This is a genomic window from bacterium (assembly GCA_026129405.1).
In the GTDB taxonomy this organism is placed as follows: Bacteria; Desulfobacterota; Binatia; order DP-6; family DP-6; genus JAHCID01.
Genome location: JAHCID010000003.1, coordinates 172133 through 188513, shown reverse-complemented (window position 1 = coordinate 188513; position 16381 = coordinate 172133). Strand labels below are relative to the sequence as shown.

Annotated in this window: 13 protein-coding genes; 2 read left to right on the top strand and 11 right to left on the bottom strand. The window is 72.3% G+C overall.

Going from position 1 to position 16381, the window contains the following annotated elements:
• The first annotated feature begins 48 nt into the window (after positions 1-48).
• Together KIT14_13380 and KIT14_13375 are read left to right on the top strand one after the other, a co-directional pair.
• Positions 49-936: a carbon-nitrogen hydrolase gene (locus tag KIT14_13380; protein MCW5891525.1), complete on the top strand. Its 888-nt coding sequence runs from the start codon at positions 49-51 to the stop codon at positions 934-936.
• A complete protein-coding gene (locus tag KIT14_13375; GenBank protein MCW5891524.1) occupies positions 933-2045 on the top strand; it encodes an agmatine deiminase family protein in 1113 nt (370 codons plus the stop codon). The genes KIT14_13380 and KIT14_13375 overlap by 4 nt, the downstream gene beginning before the upstream one ends.
• On the opposite strand, the gene KIT14_13370 is transcribed toward KIT14_13375, so the two are convergent.
• The 11 genes from KIT14_13370 to KIT14_13320 form a co-directional block, all read right to left on the bottom strand.
• Positions 2014-2592 carry a hypothetical protein gene (locus KIT14_13370; GenBank protein ID MCW5891523.1) on the bottom strand — a complete coding sequence of 193 codons (579 nt, stop codon included), beginning with the start codon at positions 2590-2592 and terminating at the stop codon, positions 2014-2016. The two genes, KIT14_13375 and KIT14_13370, sit on opposite strands and share 32 nt — an antisense overlap.
• Before the next feature lie 72 nt (positions 2593-2664).
• Positions 2665-5238, bottom strand: a complete 2574-nt coding sequence (gene recG, locus KIT14_13365) for an ATP-dependent DNA helicase RecG (protein ID MCW5891522.1) — start codon at positions 5236-5238, stop codon at positions 2665-2667.
• A gap of 2 nt (positions 5239-5240) precedes the next feature.
• Positions 5241-8459, bottom strand: coding sequence for a carbamoyl-phosphate synthase large subunit (gene carB / locus KIT14_13360; GenBank protein ID MCW5891521.1), 3219 nt, complete (start codon positions 8457-8459; stop codon positions 5241-5243).
• A gap of 19 nt (positions 8460-8478) precedes the next feature.
• Positions 8479-9627: a glutamine-hydrolyzing carbamoyl-phosphate synthase small subunit gene (gene carA / locus KIT14_13355; protein MCW5891520.1), complete on the bottom strand. Its 1149-nt coding sequence runs from the start codon at positions 9625-9627 to the stop codon at positions 8479-8481.
• A complete protein-coding gene (locus KIT14_13350) occupies positions 9627-10940 on the bottom strand; it encodes a dihydroorotase (GenBank protein ID MCW5891519.1) in 1314 nt (437 codons plus the stop codon). The genes carA and KIT14_13350 overlap by 1 nt, the downstream gene beginning before the upstream one ends.
• On the bottom strand, positions 10937-11926 hold the full coding sequence (locus tag KIT14_13345) for an aspartate carbamoyltransferase catalytic subunit (protein ID MCW5891518.1): 990 nt from the start codon (positions 11924-11926) through the stop codon (positions 10937-10939). Before KIT14_13345 ends, KIT14_13350 begins: the two co-directional genes overlap by 4 nt.
• A 12-nt stretch (positions 11927-11938) precedes the next feature.
• A complete protein-coding gene (gene pyrR, locus KIT14_13340) occupies positions 11939-12481 on the bottom strand; it encodes a bifunctional pyr operon transcriptional regulator/uracil phosphoribosyltransferase PyrR (protein ID MCW5891517.1) in 543 nt (180 codons plus the stop codon).
• 267 nt (positions 12482-12748) lie between these two features.
• Positions 12749-14146 (bottom strand): class II fumarate hydratase, encoded by a 1398-nt coding sequence (locus tag KIT14_13335; protein MCW5891516.1) that lies wholly within the window; start codon positions 14144-14146, stop codon positions 12749-12751.
• 116 nt (positions 14147-14262) lie between these two features.
• On the bottom strand, positions 14263-15141 hold the full coding sequence (locus KIT14_13330) for a cation transporter (GenBank protein ID MCW5891515.1): 879 nt from the start codon (positions 15139-15141) through the stop codon (positions 14263-14265).
• A gap of 10 nt (positions 15142-15151) precedes the next feature.
• Positions 15152-15664 carry an adenine phosphoribosyltransferase gene (locus KIT14_13325; GenBank protein ID MCW5891514.1) on the bottom strand — a complete coding sequence of 171 codons (513 nt, stop codon included), beginning with the start codon at positions 15662-15664 and terminating at the stop codon, positions 15152-15154.
• Positions 15661-16377, bottom strand: a complete 717-nt coding sequence (locus KIT14_13320) for a peptidoglycan DD-metalloendopeptidase family protein (protein MCW5891513.1) — start codon at positions 16375-16377, stop codon at positions 15661-15663. Before KIT14_13320 ends, KIT14_13325 begins: the two co-directional genes overlap by 4 nt.
• Between the last annotated feature and the right edge of the window lie 4 nt (positions 16378-16381).

Here is a 16381-nt window from a genome sequence, read left to right as displayed (position 1 = left end):
CCTCCGCCCGCGTTGACAGCACGGTCCGGCGCCGGCACCTTCCGCCCGATGTCGGCCCCCACGCGCTTCCGCATCGGCCTCGTGCAGATGCGCCCCGTCGCGGACGCTGCCGCGAACCTCGACGCCGCCGTCGCCCACGTGCGCAGCGCCGCGGCGCAGGGCGCGGAGGCGATCTGCCTGCCGGAGCTCTTCCGCACCCCGTACTTCTGCCAGACGGAGGACGCGGCGCTCTTCGACTTCGCCGAGCCGATCCCGGGCCCGACGACCTCGACGCTGGCGAAGATCGCGAAGGAGCTCGGCGTGGTCGTCGTCGCCTCGCTCTTCGAGCGGCGCGCGCCGGGCCTGTACCACAACACGGCCGTCGTGCTGGACGCCGACGGCAGCGAGGCGGGTCGCTACCGCAAGATGCACATCCCGGACGACCCGCTCTTCTACGAGAAGTTCTACTTCACGCCGGGCGACCTCGGCTTCCGCGCCTTCGACACCAAGGCCGGCCGCCTCGGCACGCTCGTCTGCTGGGACCAATGGTATCCGGAGGGCGCCCGCCTGACCGCGCTGGCCGGCGCCGAGGTGCTCTTCTACCCCACCGCGATCGGCTGGCATCCGGCCGAGAAGGCGGCGACGGGCGAGGCGCAGGTGTCGGCGTGGCAGACGATCCAGCGTGCGCACGCGATCGCCAACGGCGTCTACGTCGCCGCCGTGAACCGGGTCGGCCACGAGGGTCCGGCCGACGGCGGGCTCGAGTTCTGGGGCGCGTCGTTCGTGGCCGATCCGTTCGGGATCACGATCGCCGAGGCGTCCCGCACCGACGAGGAGGTCCTCGTCGTCGAGTGCGACCGCACGCGCCAGGAGGACGTCCGCCGCAACTGGCCCTTCCTGCGCGACCGCCGCATCGACGCCTACGCGCCGATCACCCGCCGGCTCCTCGACGAATGAGCGCCGCGCCCGCGGGAGCACCGGCCCGCCTCGGCTACCGCATGCCGGCGGAATGGGAGCCCCACGCCGCCACCTGGATCGCCTGGCCGCACGAGCGCAGCGATTGGCCCGGCCCCGGCAAGCTCGAGGCCGTGCGCTGGGTCTACACCGAGTTCGTGCGCCACGTCGCCGCCGGGGAGCGCGTCCGCCTCCTCGTCCGCGACGTCGCGATGGCGCGCCAGGCGCGCGGCCTCCTGCGCCGCGCAGGCGCACCGCTGGCGCAGGTCGACTTCGTCCAGGTGCCGACGGACCGCTCCTGGACGCGCGACTTCTGCCCGCTCTGGGTGCGCGGCCGCGACGGCGGTCTCGGCCTCGTGCACTGGAGGTTCAACGGCTGGGCGAAGTACCCGAACCACCGCCGCGACGCCGCGGTCCCGAACGCCATCGCACGCGCGGCGCGTCTGCCGCGCTGGAAGCCCACGGTGGAGATCGGCGGCCGCGCCCGTCACCTCGTCCTCGAGGGCGGCGGCATCGACGTCAACGGCCGGGGCACGCTGCTGACGACCGAGGAGTGCCTCCTGAGCCCGATCCAGGCGCGCAATCCGGGCCTCGACCGCCGCGGCGTCGAGCGCGTGCTCGGCGACTGGCTCGGCGTGCGCAAGGTCCTGTGGCTCGGCGAGGGCATCACCGGCGACGACACGCACGGCCACGTCGACGACCTCGCTCGCTTCGTCGATCCGACCACGGTCGTGGTCGCCTCCTCCGACGACCCGCGCGACCCCGACTACGCCCGCCTGCGCGAGAACCGCGAGCGCCTGCGGCGCATGACCGACCAGGACGGCACACCGCTGCGCGTGCGCGAGCTGCCGATGCCCGCACCGGTCACCTGGGAGGGCGAGCGCCTGCCGGCGAGCTACGCCAACTTCTACGTGGCGAACGCGGTCGTCGTCGTGCCGACGTTCAACGACCCGAACGACCGCCGCGCCCTGGCCCTGCTCGCCGAGTGCTTCCCCGACCGCCGCGTGCTCGGCATCCACGCGGTCGATCTGGTGCTCGGTCTGGGCACGCTCCACTGCATGACGCAGCAGGAGCCTGCGGCTACGACGCCGGCTTCTCCCTGGGCCCGATGACGATCGTGTAGTCCTGCCCGGCCGCGAGCCCGATCCCCGGCCAGCTCGGGTTCTTCTGCTTCATCTCCTCGTAGTACGGCCGGTAGCCGCTGGCGGACTTGACCTCCATGCCGCTGACGCCCATCGCCTTCACCGCCGTGTCGACGTAGGGCGGCGCCTCCTCCTCGGCGATCAGGATCATGATGCCGGGCTTCAGCATCATGCCGGTGACGGTGCTCGTGCTGGCCTCCCAGCCCGCCTGCTCGAAGATGGTCTCGAAGCGCTCCTTCAGCGCCGCCGACTCCGCGTCGCCCGGCATGATCGTGAACCACACCTTCTTCACCGGACCGGTCTCGGTGACGAGCATGTCCATCACCGCGCGTGCCTGCTCGTCGCTGACGGTGCGGCCGCCGGGCGGCGTCGCCACCGAGGCCGCGGCGGTCGTGCCGCCGGCTGGTGCCGCGGCGGCGGGCGGCGCCGGCGCCTGGCTCGGCGTTCCCTTCCCCGCGTCGCCTCCACAGGCGACGGCGAGCGCGGCGAGCGGCAGCAGGACGTATCGGATCCGCATGGGGGTGCCTCCATAGCGCGGCCGCCCCCGGGCCGCCAAGCCGGACGCAGGTGCCGTGCGCGGTGGGGGCCGTCAGCCGACGCGCGCCAGCTCGAGCCGCCCCTGCCAGCGGTGGCGCAGCACCGCCCGCAGGGTCGCGGATTGCGGGCGCGTCAGCGCGGGATCGTACGCGAGCCAGCGTAGCGCCTCGTCGCGGGCGGCGCGCAGCAGCTCGGTATCGCGCAGCAGGTTGGCGACGCGAAACGGCGGCAGGCCCGCCTGGCGAGTGCCGAGGAAATCGCCGGGGCCGCGCAGCTGGAGGTCGGCCTCGGCGATCGCGAAGCCGTCCGTCGAGCCCTCGAGGACCGCCATGCGCTGATACGACTCCGGCGCCATCCAGTCGGGCACGACGAGAAAGCAGTGCCCTGCCGCCCGCCCGCGCCCGACACGACCGCGCAGCTGATGCAGCTGCGCCAGCCCGAAGCGCTCCGCGTGCTCGATGGCGATGACGGTGGCGTTGGGCACGTCGATCCCGACCTCGATCACCGTGGTCGCCACGAGGACGTCGAAGTCGCGCGCCTTGAAGCGGCGCATGACGGCGTCCTTCTCGTCGGGCTTCATGCGCCCGTGGACGAGATCGAGACGCAGGCCCGCGAGCGGGCCTGCCGCCAGCTCGTGGACCATGGTCGTGGCGGCGCGCAGGTCCGACTTCTCCGAGTCCTCGACCAGCGGGTAGACGACGTAGGCCTGATGCCCCGCCGCCACCTCGGCACGGATGGCGTCGTAGAGCTCGCGCCGCCGCCCCTCGCGCACGAGCCGCGTCGCGATCGGCGTGCGCCCGGGCGGCAGCTCGTCGAGGGTCGACACCGCCAGGTCGCCGTAGAGCGTCATCGCGAGCGTACGCGGGATCGGCGTCGCGCTCATGACGAGGACGTCGACCGCGGGGCGATCCGGTCCCTGGCGCTGGAGCGCCGCGCGCTGCATCACGCCGAAGCGGTGCTGCTCGTCGACGATGGCGAGCCCGAGCTTCGCGAACGCGACGCCCTCCTGGATGAGCGCGTGCGTGCCGACCGCGAACGCCGCGCCGGACTGGAGCGCCGCGAGGGCGTCGCGGCGGGCCCGCCCTTTCACCGAGCCGGTGAGCAGGACCGGCTCGATGCCGAGCGGGGCCAGCAGCGGACGCACCGTCTCGCAGTGCTGCTCGGCGAGCAGCTCCGTCGGCGCCATCAGCGCCGCCTGCCAGCCGGCGTCGATCACCACCAGCGCCGCGAGCAGCGCGACCAGCGTCTTGCCGCTGCCGACGTCGCCCTGCAGGAGCCGGCGCATCGGATGCGGCAGCGCGAGGTCGGCGGCGATCTCCGTCACCGCCCGCTCCTGCGCTCCGGTGAGCGGGAACGGCAGGCGGGCACGCAGCGCGCTCCCGAGCGTCCCCGCGCCCGGCGCGAACGCGGTGCCCGGCTCCTGCCCCGCCTCGGAGCGACGCAGGGCCAGGCCGAGCTGGAGGAAGAACAGCTCGTCGAAGATGAGCGAGCGGTGTGCGAGCGACGTGGCTTCGCCGAGCGCGGCGAGGTTCGCCTCCGCGGGCGGCTGGTGCACGTGGCGCAGCGCCCGCATCGGGTCGAGGATGCGGCGGCGGGCGGCGACCTCCGCCGGCACGCCCGCCGGCACGCGGGCACCGAACGCGTCGAGCGCCTCGTGCACGATCCGGCGCATCGTGCCGACCGGCATCGCCGTCGGCTTCTCGTAGACCGGCACGACGGGCGGGAGGTTCTCCGCCTCGCCGTCGCCGCCGAGCGCCGTCACCTCCGGGTGGACGATGCGGTACGGCCCGGCGCCCATCGGCGGCTCGACGCGACCGTGCACGACGACGCGCTGGCCGGCGGCGAAACGGCTCCCGAACCACTGCACCTGGTTGAACCAGACGAGCTGGAGCGTGCCGCCGCCGTCGCGCAGCACGACCTCCAGGATGCGCCGCTTCTGGCGCCCGACGACCCCCTGGCGCACACCCTGGATCTCGCCCGTGGTGGTGACGTCCATGCCCGCGCGCACGGCCACGAGCGGCGTCATCACGCGGCGATCCTCGTAGCGGAAGGGCAGGTGGAACAGCACGTCCTCGAGCGTCCTGAGGCCGAAGCGCTCGAGCTCCTTCGCACGCTTCGGCCCCACCGCACGAATGCGCTCGACCGGCGCCGCGAGCGCCGCGAGGGCCAGGGCGGCGTCGCCGGTGGGGACGCGGTACTCGTCCCAGGTCTCGCCCGCGCCGCCCTCGGCCCCCGGATCTCCCTTGCCCGGGGGCGGCCCCGGCTCCCGGGCCGCGGCGAGCGGCGCATCCTCTCCGCCGCCCGCGAGGTGCCGGGTCCGTGCCCTGCTGCGCGCCGGCCCGGCGCCCGCACCTTCGCCGGCCGCCGCACGCAGCGCCGGCAGGAGTCCGTGCGCCTCGCGCAGCAGAGCCGGCGCGGCGGCGACGTCGTCGAGCCCGGCGACGATGCGCGCGAGGGTCGCGAGCAGCGGCGTGTCGCCGGCCTCGGCGCGCGCCTTCTCGAGGCGCTCGCGCCAGGCCGCCAGCGGGAGCCCGGTGCGCCCGACGCGCTGGAAATCGTCGCTCGCGAGATAGTCGAGCGGCGGGGCGAGCACGCGGAGGAGCTCCGCCAGCGCGCCCCCGTCCATCGTCAGCGCTGCCCGCCCCGCGCGTAGTGCTCCTGGAGCGGCAGCACCTGGAACGGCCCCTCGCGCAGCAGCTCGATGCCGGCCGCCGCGGCGGCCGCCGCGGCGATCGTCGTGAAGTACGGCACGCGGCACTCGAGCGCCGTGCGCCGGATCGGGAAGGAGTCGCGCACCGAGCCGACGCCGGAGGGCGTGTTGACGACCAGGGCGACGTCGCCGCGCTTCATGAGGTCGAGCACGTTCGGCCCACCGTCCTGGATCTTGTTCAGCACCTCGACGCCGAGGCCCGCCTCGCGCAGGCGGCCGGCCGTGCCCCGCGTCGCGACCAGACGGAAGCCCGCCGCCGCCAGCCGCGTGGCGATCGGCACGACGGCGTCGTAGCTGGCCGCCGGCACGGACACGAACGCCGTCCCGCTGGTCGGCAGCAGCGTCCCGGCCGCGATCTGCGCCTTGGCGAAGGCGGCGCCGAAGGTGGCGTCGATGCCCATCACCTCGCCCGTCGACTTCATCTCGGGGCCGAGCACGGTGTCGACACCGGGAAACTTGATGAACGGGAACACCGCCTCCTTGACGCTCACGTGCCGCGGCACCCGCTCCTCCGTGAAGCCCTGGTCGCGCAGCGAGCGGCCGACCATGCAGCGGGCGGCGATCTTCGCGAGCGGCGCGCCGATGGCCTTCGAGACGAACGGCACCGTGCGGCTGGCGCGCGGGTTGACCTCGAGCACGTAGACGACGCGGTCCTTCACCGCGAACTGCACGTTCATCAGCCCGACCACGCCCAGCTCACGCGCCAGCGCGACCGCTTGCCGGCGGATGTCGGCCTGCACCTCGGCGTCGATCGAGTACGGCGGCAGCGAGCAGGCGCTGTCGCCCGAGTGCACGCCGGCGCGCTCGATGTGCTCCATGATGCCGCCGATGACGACGTCGGTACCGTCGCTGACTGCGTCGACGTCGACCTCGATGGCGTCCTCGAGGAAGTGGTCGATGAGAACGGGATGCTCCGGCGACGCCTGCACCGCGGTCTGCATGTAGCGCGCGAGACTGTCGCGATCGTACACCAGCTCCATCGCGCGCCCGCCGAGCACGTACGAGGGGCGGACGAGGACCGGGTAGCCGATGCCCTCGGCGACCGCGACGGCCTCCTCCGACGAGCGCGCGATGCCGTTCGCGGGGCGGCGCAGATCGAGCTTCGCCAGCACCTCCTCGAAGCGCTCGCGGTCCTCGGCGCGGTCGATCGAGTCCGGCGACGTGCCGATGATCGGCACCCCGGCCTGCTCCAGCGGCACGGCGAGGCGCAGCGGCGTCTGCCCGCCGAACTGTACGATCACGCCCGCGGGCTGCTCGCGCTCGATGAGCGCCAGCGCGTCCTCGAACGTCAGCGGCTCGAAGAAGAGCTTGTCGGACGTGTCGTAGTCGGTGCTGACGGTCTCCGGGTTGCAGTTGACCATCAGCGTCTCGTAGCCGTCCTCGCGCAGCGCGAGCACGGCGTGGACGCAGCAGTAGTCGAACTCGATGCCCTGGCCGATGCGGTTCGGCCCGCCGCCGAGGATGACGATCTTCTTCGCCGTCGTCGGCTTGGCCTCGTCGTCGCCGGGCTCGTAGCTCGAGTAGAGATACGGCGTGTAGGCCTCGAACTCGGCGCCGCAGGTGTCGACGGTCTTGTAGACGGGAACGATGCCGGCGGCCTCCCGCTTGCGGCGGATGTCGGGCTCGGACGCGCCGAGGAGCCGCGCCAGGCGCTGATCGCCGAAGCCCATCTGCTTCAGACTCCGTAGCCGCTCGGTCGAGATGGCGGCGAGCGGCACGCCGCGCAGGGTCTCCTCCTCGCGGACGATGTCCTCGACGTGCCGGAGGAACCACGGGTCGATCCTCGTCAGCGCCTCGACCTCGTCGACCGACAGGCCGCGGCGGAACGCCTCGCCCACCCACCACAGGCGGTCGGCGTTCGGCTGCCGCAGCCGCTCCTCCAGCCGGGCACGGTCGCCCTCGGCGCGCGTCTCGAAGCCGGCGCTGCCGATCTCGAGCGAGCGCAGCGCCTTCTGCAGCGACTCCTTGAAGGTGCGGCCGATGGCCATGGCCTCGCCGACCGACTTCATCTGCGGCCCGAGGTGGTCGCTCGCCTGCGGGAACTTCTCGAAGGTGAAGCGCGGGACCTTGGTGACGACGTAGTCGATCGTCGGCTCGAAGCAGGCCGGCGTCTCGCGCGTGATGTCGTTGCGCAGCTCGTCCAGCGTGTAGCCGACGGCGAGCTTGGCCGCGATCTTCGCGATCGGGAAGCCCGTCGCCTTCGACGCCAGGGCCGAGCTGCGCGACACGCGCGGATTCATCTCGATGACCGTCTGGCGCCCGGTGCGCGGGTCGACGGCGAACTGGATGTTCGAGCCCCCGGTGTCGACGCCGATGGCACGGATGATCGCCACCGCCGCGTCGCGCATGAGCTGATATTCCTTGTCGGTCAGCGTCTGCGCGGGGGCGACCGTGATCGAGTCGCCGGTGTGCGTGCCCATCGGATCGAAGTTCTCGATCGAGCAGACGATGACGACGTTGTCCTTGCCGTCGCGCATCACCTCGAGCTCGAACTCCTTCCAGCCCGCGATCGACTCCTCGATCAGGATCTCGGAGATCGGCGACACTTCGAGGCCCCAGGCGACGTTGGCGCGGAACTCCTCCTCGCTCGCCGCGAAGCCGCCGCCGGTGCCGCCGAGCGTGCGCGACGGACGCAGGATCACGGGCAGGCCGATCTCGGCGAGCACCGCCTGCGCCTCGGCCATGGTGTGCGCGATGCCGCTCTTCGGGAGATCGAGACCGATCTCGTCGATGACCGCCTTGAAGAGATCGCGGTCCTCGGCGCGCTTGATGGCGTCGACCCTGGCGCCGATCAGCTCGACGCCGTGGCGCTCCAGCACGCCGGCAGCGGCGAGGTCGAGCGCGAGGTTCAGGCCCGTCTGCCCGCCGATCGTGGGCAGCAGCGCGTCGGGCTTCTCGGCGACGATGATGCGCTCGAGGACCTCGACCGTCAGCGGCTCGACGTAGGTGCGGTCGGCGAACTCCGGGTCGGTCATGATCGTCGCCGGGTTCGAGTTGACGAGGACGACGCGGTAGCCCTCCTCGCGCAGCGCCTTGCACGCCTGGGTGCCGGAGTAGTCGAACTCGCACGCCTGGCCGATGACGATCGGACCGGAGCCGATGAGGAGGATGGTGCGGAGGTCGGTGCGCTTGGGCATCGGGGTGCTCGGGACCTCTCTAGCCGCGGCGCCAGTGCGTCATGAGATCGGTAAAGCGCCGGAACAGGTAGCGTGCATCGTGCGGGCCGGGGGAGGCCTCGGGGTGGTACTGGACGGAGAACGTCGGCTGGTCCCTCACCACCAGTCCCTCGCAGGTGCGGTCGTTGAGGTTCAGGTGCGTGATCTCGGCGCGGTCCCGGAGCGAGTCGAGGTCGACCGCGAAGCCGTGGTTCTGCGACGTGATCTCGACCTTGCCCGTGGTGAGATCCTGCACCGGCTGGTTGCCGCCGTGGTGGCCGAACTTGAGCTTGTAGGTGCTGCCGCCGAGCGCGAGGCCGAGGATCTGGTGGCCGAGGCAGATGCCGAAGACGGGCGTCTTGCCGAGGAGCCTGGCGACGTTCTCGCGCGCCCCCGCGACCGCGTCGGGATCGCCGGGGCCGTTCGACAGGAAGACGCCGTCGGGATCGAGGGCCAGCACCTCGCCCGCCGGGGTCGACGCGGGCACGACGCGCACGGCGCAGCCGACGCCGACCAGGTTGCGCAGGATGTTCCACTTGATGCCGTAGTCGTAGGCGACGACCTTGAACGGCGGCCGGCCCATCGCCGCCGCGATCTCCTCGGCCATGAGATAGCCGCCGAGCTTCCACGGCCCCTGCTCCCAGCCGTAGGGCTCGCTGCACGTGACCTCGCGCACGAGGTCGCGGCCGACGAGGCTCGGCGTGTCCTTCGCCTTGCGCACCAGCCGCTCGGCGTCGAGGTCGACGCTGGAGAGCACCGCCTCCTGCGCGCCGTGGTCGCGCAGCCGGCGCACCAGCGCCCGCGTGTCGATGCCCTCGATCCCCGGGATACCCCAGTGCGCGAGGTAGGCGCCCAGGCTCTGCTCGGCGCGCCAGCTCGACGGCGCCTCGCGGTACTCGCGCACGATGAAGCCGCGCACCCACGGGCGCGTCGACTCGACGTCCTCGCGGTTCACGCCGACGTTGCCGATCTGCGGATACGTCATCGCCACCAGCTGCCCGTGGTACGACGGGTCGGTGAGGATCTCCTGATAGCCGGTCATGCTGGTGTTGAAGACCAGCTCGCCGGCCGTCTCGCCCTCGGCGCCGAAGGCGCGCCCGCGGAAGACGGTGCCGTCCGCGAGCGCCAGGATGGCTTCGCGCCGTGCCATCAGGAGGCGACCCGGAGCTGCGGCGTCGCCGCCCGCTCGTCGTGGAGGATGCGGCCGCCGACCATCGTGACCAGCGCACGGCCCGCGACGTCCCACCCCTCGAACGGGGTGTTGCGGCCCTTCGACCTGAAGGCGCGCGCCGCGACCTTCCACTTCCGCTCGGGATCGACGAGCACGAGGTCGGCGAGCCCGCCCGCCGCCAGCGTCCCCGCCGGCAGGCCGAGGATGCGCGCGGGGCCGACGCTCATGCGCTCGACCAGGGTCGGCAGGTCGAGCACGCCCTCGGCGACCAGGCGCAGGCCGAGCGGCAGCGCCGTCTCGAGGCCGACGACGCCGAAGGCGGCCTCGTCGAACTCGCAGTCCTTCTCGTCCTGGTGGTGCGGGGCGTGGTCGGTGGCGATGGCGTCGATGGTGCCGTCGGCGAGCCCCTGGCGCAGCGCCTCGACGTCGGCCCTGGTGCGCAGCGGCGGCGCCATCTTCGCGTTCGTGTCGTAGTCGCCCACGGCCTCCTCGGTGAGGAACAGATGGTGCGGCGTCACTTCGGCGGTGACGCGCAGGCCGCGCGCCTTCGCCTGCCGCACCAGCTCGACGCCGCGCGCGGTGCTGAGGTGCGCCACGTGGAGATGCCCGCCCGTCAGCTCGACGAGCGCGACGTCGCGGGCGATCATCACCTCTTCCGCCGCCGCCGGCCGGCCGCGCAGGCCGAGCCGCACGGCGGTCGGGCCCTCGTTCATGACGCCGCCGCAGCAGAGCGCGTCGTCCTCCTCGTGCGCGATGACGGGGAGGCCGAAGAGCTGCGTGTACTCGAGCGCGTGGCGCATGAGCGACGCGCTCATGATCGGACGGCCGTCGTCCGAGACCGCGACGATGCCGGCGCGATGCATCTCGCCGATCTCGGCCATGCGCTCGCCCTGGAGGCCCACCGACACCGCTCCGATCGCGTGCACGCGCGCCCCGGCCACCATGCGGCCGCGCTCGAGGACGTACTGCGTGACCGCGCCGTTGTCGTTGACGGGATTGGTGTTCGCCATCGTGGCGAGCGTCGTGAACCCGCCCGCGAGCGCGGCGGCGCTGCCGGTAGCGACCGTCTCCTTGTACTCCTGCCCGGGCTCGCGCAGGTGCACGTGGATGTCGACGAGGCCGGGCAGCACGAGGAGGCCGCGCGCGTCGACGAGCGTCGCATCGGCCGCCTCCAGCGTGCCCGGCGCCCCGACCGCCGCGACGCGTTCGCCCTCGACGAGGAGGTCGGCGGGCGCGCTCGTGCGGGCGACGGGATCGACCAGCGTCCCGTTGGCGACGAGGAGCCGCGTCACGCCCGCGCCCCGCTGCGGCCGCGCGCCGGCTCGCTGAGCGCCTCCGTCTCGCCGACGTCGACGCTCTTGCTGCGCGCGACCAGCATGTAGAGCACGGCCATGCGCACCGCCAATCCGTTCGTCACCTGGTTCATGATCACCGAGTAGGGGCCGTCCGCCACGGCGCTCGAGATCTCGAGGCCGCGGTTGAGCGGGCCGGGATGGAGGATGATGACCTGCGGCTTGGCCAGCCGCACGACGTCCTCCGTGAGGCAGTAGTAGTGCGCGTACTCGTCGACGGAGGGGAAGTAGTTGCGTCCCTGCCGCTCGCGCTGGATGCGCAGCATCATGACGACGTCGGCGTCGCGCACGCCGTCGGCGAGGCGCGTGTGCAGCTCGACGCCGAGGCCGGCGAACTCCTGCGGCAGGAGCGTCGGCGGGCCGACCAGCCGCACCTTCGCCCCGAGTGCACGCAGCGCGTGGACGTTGGAGCGGCCGACGCGGCTGTGCAGCAGGTCGCCGACGATGGCGACGGTGAGGCCCGCGATCTCGCCGCGGTGCTCCTTGATCGTGAGGCAGTCGAGCAGCGCCTGGGTGGGATGCTCGTGGCAGCCGTCGCCGGCGTTGATGATCGGACAGGTGACGTGCCGGGCGAGGAAGTTGCAGGCGCCGGAGCTGCCGTGACGGACGACGATGGCGTCGGGCCGCATCGCCTCGAGGTTGCGGGCGGTGTCGGCCAGGGTCTCGCCCTTCGACACGCTCGAGCCCGAGGCGCTCACGTTGATGGTGTCGGCCGAGAGGCGCTTGGCGGCGATCTCGAAGGAGGTGCGGGTGCGCGTGCTCGACTCGTAGAACAGGTTGATCACGGTCTTGCCGCGCAGCGTGGGCACCTTCTTGATGTCGCGCTCGTTGATCTCCTTGAACGAGGCGGCGGTGTCGAGGACCGCGGTGATGTCCGCGGCCGACAGGCCTTCGAGTCCGAGCAGGTGACGCTGGGTGAATGCCATGGTCTCCCTCCCTCAGCTCTCGATCACGACTTCGTCCACCCCGTCCGCCTCCGCGAGACGCACCGAGACCCGCTCGGTGAGATGGGTGGGCAGGTTCTTGCCGACGTAGTCCGCCCGGATGGGCAGCTCCCGATGCCCGCGGTCGACCAGCACGGCCAGCTGCACCGACTGCGGCCGGCCGAAGTCGACCAGCGCGTCCATGGCAGCACGGATCGTGCGCCCCGTGAACAGCACGTCGTCGACGAGCAGGATGCGCCGCCCCTCGACGCCGAACGGGATCTCGGTGCCCTGGACCTCGGGATTCTGCAGCCCGCGGTCGAGGTCGTCGCGGTAGAGCGTGATGTCGACGACCCCGAACGGCACCATCGCCCCGCCCTCGATCTCCTGGAGCGTGCGGCGCAGCCGCTGCGCGATGTGGACGCCGCGCGAGCGGATGCCGACGAGCGCCAGCTCCTTGGCCCCCTTGTTCTTCTCGATGATCTCGTGGGCGATGCGCACCAGTGCGCGCGCGATCGCCTGTCCATCCATCACCTGCCGGGCGCCGTTCGTCGTCATGCTGCGCTCCCTGCGGGCGCGCCTGCGATGGCCGATGACGATTCCTGCGGCTCGCGGGCGCAAAAAAAGCCTCCGCGGCGTTGCCGGGAGGCGGCGGCGTGCGAGCGGTCCGTCGTGGACCCGATGTGGCCGGTCTGCATCGAAACCCTTCCTGACCTCGCTGGGTCAAGTTAAAGAGTGCCGTGGCGAAGTGAAGCTGGTCGTCTCTACGCGCGGTGCTCCGTGGTGTCAAGATCGACGCCGCGCGTCGACGAGTCGCGCCGCACCTCAGCGCACGCGACCGCCGTGCGCCAGCGCCTTCAGATCGAGGATGCGGTCGATCTCCTCCTTCGGCAGCACGGCTTCGTCGAGCAGCACCTGGCGGATCGGCACGTTGCGCGCCATCGCCTTCTTGAAGAGCTCGGCCGCGCGATCGTAGCCGACCACCGGCGCGATCGCCGTCACCAGCTGCCCGGTCGCCTCGCCGTACTCGCGGCAGCGCTCGACGTTGGCGACGATCCCGCGCACGCACTTCGCCGTCGTCACCCGGCAGGCGGCAGCCAGGACGGTCACCGACTCCAGCAGCGCGTGCGCGATGACGGGCATCATGACGTTCAGGTCGAGGTTGCCGTTCATGGCGGCGACGGCGACCGTGGCGTCGTGCCCGATGACGAGCGCGCAGACCTGGTTCATCGCTTCGGGAATCACCGGGTTCACCTTGCCCGGCATGATGCTCGACCCCGGCTGCGTCGCCGGCAGCTCGATCTCGTTGAAGCCCGTGCGGCTGCCCGAGGTGAGGAGCCGCAGGTCGTTCGCGATCTTCATGAGGCCGACGGCGATCGTGCGCAGCGCGCCGGACGCCTCCACCGCCGCGTCGCGGTTCTGCATCGCCTCGAAGAGGTTCGGCGCCTGCACGAACGGCTGGCCGGTGACGCGCGCCACGTCGGCCGCGACCGCCGCCCCGAAGCCTGCGGGGGCGTTGATGCCCGTGCCCGCCGCCGTACCGCCGATCGGCAGCTCGGCCATGTGCCGCAGGGCCGACTGGAGACGCGCCTGGCCGTGGCGCACGACGCTCGCGTAGCCGGAGAACTCCTGGCCCAGCGTGATCGGCACGGCGTCCTGGAGGTGGGTCCGGGCCGCCTTCACCACGTCCTCGAACGCGACCGCGCGCTCGTCGAGCGCCGCCGCCAGCTCCTCGAGCGCCGGCAGCAGGACGCTCGCGATCTCGACGTAGGCCGCAACGTGGATGGCCGTCGGGAACACGTCGTTCGTGCTCTGGCCCATGTTGACGTGGTCGTTCGGGTGGACGGACTTGTCGCCCCGCGTGCCGCCGAGATGCTCGATGGCGCGGTTCGCGATCACCTCGTTCGCGTTCATGTTGGTCGAGGTGCCGGAGCCGGTCTGGAAGACGTCGACCACGAACTCGCCGTCCCACCTGCCCTCGGCCACCTCGGTCGCGGCGCGGACGATCGCGTCCGAGACCTTCGGCTCGAGCAGCCCCATCTCGCGGTTCACCCGCGCGCACGCCGCCTTGATGGTCCCGAGCGCGGCGATGAAGCTGCGCGGGAAGCGCAGGCCCGAGATGGGGAAGTTCTCGACGGCGCGGGCGGTCTGGGCGCCGTAGTACGCATTCGCCGGAACGATCATCTCGCCCATGCTGTCGCGCTCGATGCGGGTATCGGCCATCCGGGTTTCCTAGCGTCCCGCGCGGGGGCAGGTCCAGCAACCGGCCTCGACGACGGGACGCCCGCGGCGGCGACGGGCGCGATGCCGCCGGGCTCCGGGCCGCGCCGGCGCGGTCGTCAGTGCTCCGGCTCGTGCGCGCGCCGGCTCTCGTGCTCGATCTGGATGGTCACGTGGTCGATCGCGAAGTCGCGCCGGCACACGGCGGTGAGCGCCTCCAGCAGCCGATCGTCGGCGATCCGCTCGCTGGCCACGGCGTGCACCGAGAGGGCGTAGCGTCCGGTGGTGAGCGTCCACACGTGGAGGTCGTGGATCTCGGCCACGCCCGGTACGGCGGCGAGGCCCTGCTCGACCGCCTCCAGCGTCACGTGCGACGGCACCGCCTCCATCAGCACGTCGACCGCCTCGCGCACGAGCTGCCACGAGCTGTACAGGATCAGCACCGCGATGCCGACGCTCACGAGGGCGTCGATCGGGTACCACCCGGTGGTGACGATGACCACGCCCGCGACCACCGCCCCCACCGAGCCGAGCATGTCCGAGATCACGTGCAGATAGGCGCCGCGCACGTTCATGCTGTGGTGGCGATGCGCGTGCAGTCCCCACGCCACGTACGCGTTCACCGCCAGCCCGAACACCGCGATCGTCAGCATGCCGCCGCCCGCGACCGGCTGCGGATCGCCGACGCGGCCCCACGCCTCGCGCAGGATGAAGAGCACGAGGACCCAGAGCGCGACGCCGTTCACCAGCGCGATCAGGATCTCGGCCCGGTAGTAGCCGTACGACTTCGTCGCGCTCGCCGGACGGCTGCAGATCCAGATCGCGAACAGCGCCAGCCCGAGCGCCGCGAGGTCGGTGAACATGTGCACGGCGTCGGACAACAGCGCCAGGCTGTTCGTGAGCCAGCCGCCGATCAGCTCGGCCACGAACAGCACGGCGCTGACGCCGAGCCCGGTGCGCACCGCTCCGCGCTCGCCGGCGACGTCGCGTTCCCCCATGCGACGCCCGTCAGTAGCGCAGGAGCGCGTGCACCGTGTTGGCGCCGAGGCGCGCCCGTCCCTCGAGGAACCCGAGCTCGATCACGAAGGCGCAGCCGGCGACCTCGCCGCCGCAGCGCTCGACCAGCTCGATGGCCGCGCTCGCGGTGCCGCCCGTGGCGAGGAGATCGTCCATGAGCAGCACGCGGGTTCCCTGCGCGATCGCGTCGAGGTGCAGCTCGAGCGTGTCGGTGCCGTACTCGAGCGCGTAGGTGGCGGCGTGCTTGTGGTACGGCAGCTTGCCCGGCTTGCGCGCGATCGCGAGGCCGACGCCCATGGCGTAGGCGGCCGCCGCGCCCATGATGAACCCGCGCGACTCGATCCCGAGCACGATGTCGACCTTGCCGCGAAACGGCTCGATGAGGCCGTCGATCGTACGGCGCAGCGCCGGCCCGTCGGCCAACAGCGGCGTGATGTCCTTGAAGACGATGCCGGGCTTCGGGAAGTCGGGGATGTCACGGATGAAGCGGGCGATGTCGGTCATGCGTCGGGGCCTCCTTCGGCCTGGGTTGGCGAGCGCCCGGCCACGGCCCTCCCCTGCGGGAGGAAGAACAGCGGGTTGCGGGCGACGTTGTCCTTGCGGATCTCGAAGTGGAGGTTCGGGCCCGTCGTCTGGCCGGTTTCGCCGACCCGCCCCACGACGTCGCCCTGACGGACGACCTCGCCGGCCTGCACCAGGTTCTCCTGATGATGGGCGTAGACCGTGGCCCAGCCGCCCTCGTGCTCGAGGATCACGATGTTACCGTAGCCGCGAAGGCGGTCGGAGTAGAGCACCCGGCCCGCCCGCGCGGCCTGGACCGGCGTCCCCACCGGCGCGGCCAGGTCGATGCCGTCGTGATGGGTGGCCCCCCTCGGCCCGAACCTGGAGGCCAGGGTCGCGCCCTTCACCGGCCAGGCAAAGGCCTTGGGCCCGGCCGGAATCTCCTTCGCCGGCGGGCGGTCGTCGCGCGCCCGGACGGGGGTGATGGTGTTCACCGGCAGCTGCCGGCTCGCCCCGGGGATGCGGATCACCTGGCCGATCTCGATGCGGTCGGGGTTGCGCAGGTCGTTGGCGCGCGCCAGCTCCTGGTGCGTCACCCCGTAGGCGAGCCCGATCCGGTAGAGGTTCTCCCCCGGCTTCACGGTGTGCTGGAGCGTCTTCGCTCCGCACCCGGCGAGCACCCCCGCCACCACCACCAGCACCCACCCCGCCCGCACCGTC

Coding starts and splice junctions, on each gene's coding strand:
- KIT14_13380 (MCW5891525.1), top strand. CDS start 49: ATGTCGGCCCCCACGCGCTTCCGCATCGGCCTCGTGCAGATGCGCCCC.
- KIT14_13375 (MCW5891524.1), top strand. CDS start 933: ATGAGCGCCGCGCCCGCGGGAGCACCGGCCCGCCTCGGCTACCGCATG.
- KIT14_13370 (MCW5891523.1), bottom strand. CDS start 2,592: ATGCGGATCCGATACGTCCTGCTGCCGCTCGCCGCGCTCGCCGTCGCC.
- recG (MCW5891522.1), bottom strand. CDS start 5,238: ATGGACGGGGGCGCGCTGGCGGAGCTCCTCCGCGTGCTCGCCCCGCCG.
- carB (MCW5891521.1), bottom strand. CDS start 8,459: ATGCCCAAGCGCACCGACCTCCGCACCATCCTCCTCATCGGCTCCGGT.
- carA (MCW5891520.1), bottom strand. CDS start 9,627: ATGGCACGGCGCGAAGCCATCCTGGCGCTCGCGGACGGCACCGTCTTC.
- KIT14_13345 (MCW5891518.1), bottom strand. CDS start 11,926: ATGGCATTCACCCAGCGTCACCTGCTCGGACTCGAAGGCCTGTCGGCC.
- pyrR (MCW5891517.1), bottom strand. CDS start 12,481: ATGACGACGAACGGCGCCCGGCAGGTGATGGATGGACAGGCGATCGCG.
- KIT14_13335 (MCW5891516.1), bottom strand. CDS start 14,146: ATGGCCGATACCCGCATCGAGCGCGACAGCATGGGCGAGATGATCGTT.
- KIT14_13330 (MCW5891515.1), bottom strand. CDS start 15,141: ATGGGGGAACGCGACGTCGCCGGCGAGCGCGGAGCGGTGCGCACCGGG.
- KIT14_13325 (MCW5891514.1), bottom strand. CDS start 15,664: ATGACCGACATCGCCCGCTTCATCCGTGACATCCCCGACTTCCCGAAG.